This is a genomic window from Candidatus Symbiopectobacterium sp., from assembly GCF_020054415.1.
Lineage (GTDB): Bacteria > Pseudomonadota > Gammaproteobacteria > Enterobacterales > Enterobacteriaceae > Symbiopectobacterium.
Map to the genome: position 1 here is coordinate 1 of NZ_JAHWCO010000124.1, position 1,886 is coordinate 1,886.

General features: G+C 54.7%; 3 protein-coding genes and 2 pseudogenes. 1 reads left to right on the forward strand and 4 read right to left on the reverse strand.

Annotation, left to right across the window (positions count from 1 at the left end; genetic code table 11):
* The coding region (locus QZ506_RS03810) for a transketolase C-terminal domain-containing protein (protein ID WP_291969192.1) at positions 1–730 on the forward strand (730 nt) is incomplete at its 5' end.
* Positions 731–933: 203 nt separating this feature from the next.
* Here QZ506_RS03810 and QZ506_RS03815 read toward each other — a convergent pair.
* From QZ506_RS03815 to QZ506_RS03825, 4 genes and pseudogenes are all read right to left on the reverse strand, one after another.
* Positions 934–1,257 carry an IclR family transcriptional regulator C-terminal domain-containing protein gene (locus QZ506_RS03815; RefSeq protein WP_291969194.1) on the reverse strand — a complete coding sequence of 108 codons (324 nt, stop codon included), beginning with the start codon at positions 1,255–1,257 and terminating at the stop codon, positions 934–936.
* Positions 1,229–1,516 (reverse strand): IclR family transcriptional regulator, encoded by a 288-nt coding sequence (locus QZ506_RS03820; RefSeq protein WP_291969196.1) that lies wholly within the window; start codon positions 1,514–1,516, stop codon positions 1,229–1,231. Before QZ506_RS03820 ends, QZ506_RS03815 begins: the two co-directional genes overlap by 29 nt.
* A 60-nt stretch (positions 1,517–1,576) precedes the next feature.
* Positions 1,577–1,648, reverse strand: a pseudogene (locus QZ506_RS21465) (hypothetical protein); the annotation flags it as partial.
* Between the two features lie 98 nt (positions 1,649–1,746).
* A pseudogene (locus QZ506_RS03825) lies at positions 1,747–1,886 on the reverse strand (IS481 family transposase); the annotation flags it as partial.

Sequence of the window (1,886 nt, forward strand, 5' to 3'; positions counted from 1 at the left end):
GCTGTACGGCGGCTTCCTGCCGTATACCGCAACCTTCCTGATGTTTGTGGAATATGCCCGTAACGCGGTGCGCATGGCCGCACTGATGAAAGTCCGCAGTATCTACGTCTATACCCATGACGCCATCGGTCTGGGTGAAGACGGCCCGACGCACCAGCCGGTAGAACAGCTGGCCAGCCTGCGCGTAACTCCAAACATGAGCACCTGGCGTCCGGCGGATCAGGTAGAAACCGCGGTGGCGTGGAAATACGCCATCGAGCGCAAGGATGGCCCGACGGCGCTGATCCTGTCGCGTCAAAACCTGGCCCAACAGGCACGCACCACGCAGCAACTGGCGGACGTGGCGAAAGGCGCTTACGTGCTGAAAGACAGCGACGGTCAGCCAGACCTGATCCTGATTGCTACCGGTTCAGAGGTAGAGCTGGCGGTTGCCGCCAGCGACGTGCTGAGCGCGCAGGGTCACAAGGTACGCGTGGTTTCCATACCGTCCACTGATGCGTTCGACAAGCAGGATGCGGCCTACCGTGAGGCGGTGCTGCCGAAAGCAGTGAGCGCCCGCGTGGCGATCGAAGCGGGGATTGCAGACTACTGGTACAAGTATGTTGGCCTGAACGGCGCGATTGTTGGCATGACGAGCTTCGGTGAATCGGCTCCGGCAGAAAAACTGTTCGAGGTGTTTGGCTTTACGGTGGATAACGTGGTGGCAAAAGCCAGCGCGTTGCTGAAGTAAGTCTTAGACAACTGAAGCCTCGTCATCTTCGGCGAAAGCCGGGGGGCTCGTGAGAATTAACGCGTTTCGCCTGTCAGAGATTCCCGCTTGCGCGAGAGTGACGGTGGTGCACGGGAATAACGGATATGGTGGGAATAACCATTTTCAGCGGGCTTGTTATCACCCTAACGGCGTCTTATCGACGCCGTTTTTTTATGCCTGTTTTACTTCCCCAGTTGTCGGGAGATATGGGCAGCAGTGCGGCACAGCGGATCGATAATCCGCTGTAGCTTTGCCGGATCGATATCCAGCACCGTGCCAACCGCACTGATGGCGGCAATGACCTGTCCGCTGCTGTCGGTTATCGGCGCGGCAAGGCAGCGAATATTGACGATATCTTCTTCATTATCAAACGCCCATCCCTGTTGACGTACACCGATTAGATGCTGGCGATAGGCTTCTGGCGAGGTGAGCGTGCTGGCAGTTTTCGTTTGCCAACTGATATGGCTAAGCTTTTTTTTATAAAGCCTGTTCCGGTAACCAGGCAAGCAACACCTTGCCCAGTGAGGAGCTGTGTAGTGAAAGGCGTTTTCCAACCCAGGTGCTGACTTGGATGCTGCTGTTGCCTTCAACCTTCAAAAGATAAACCGCTTCGCTCCCTTCCATCACGCCCAGATGGCACGTCAATTGAAGCTCCTGTGCTAACGCTTTCAACGCGGGCAGGGCAAATTCTTCAATGCGTCGTTGATTTGCTGCGATGGTACACAGTTCAAACAGCTTCAGCCCCAGAATATATCCCCCCTGCACAGGTTGCTGCTGTAATGCGCCCAGTTTGCACAGCGTGGTGACCAGATGGTGGAAACTGCTGCTGGGAAGTCCCAGCCGATCTTTTATCGCTGTCAGGTTAAGCCCCGGTTCCTTGGCAATCAGATTGAGTATTGCAAACCCTTTGGTTAACGCCGGTGCGGCGGATTTTGTCGCGAGAGAAAGGGCATCGCTAGCGTCAACAGGTGCATTTGCTTCTGGGTTGTCAGTTGCATTTTTCCCTGATGAGTTCGCTCATTATTGTAATGCCACAACCAGTTGTCCAGATCTACCTGCAGGCTTTCCAGGTATCCATATAACTTCTTGCGGAACGTAACCTGATAAAAATCCTGCAAAATGGTTTTATGGAAGC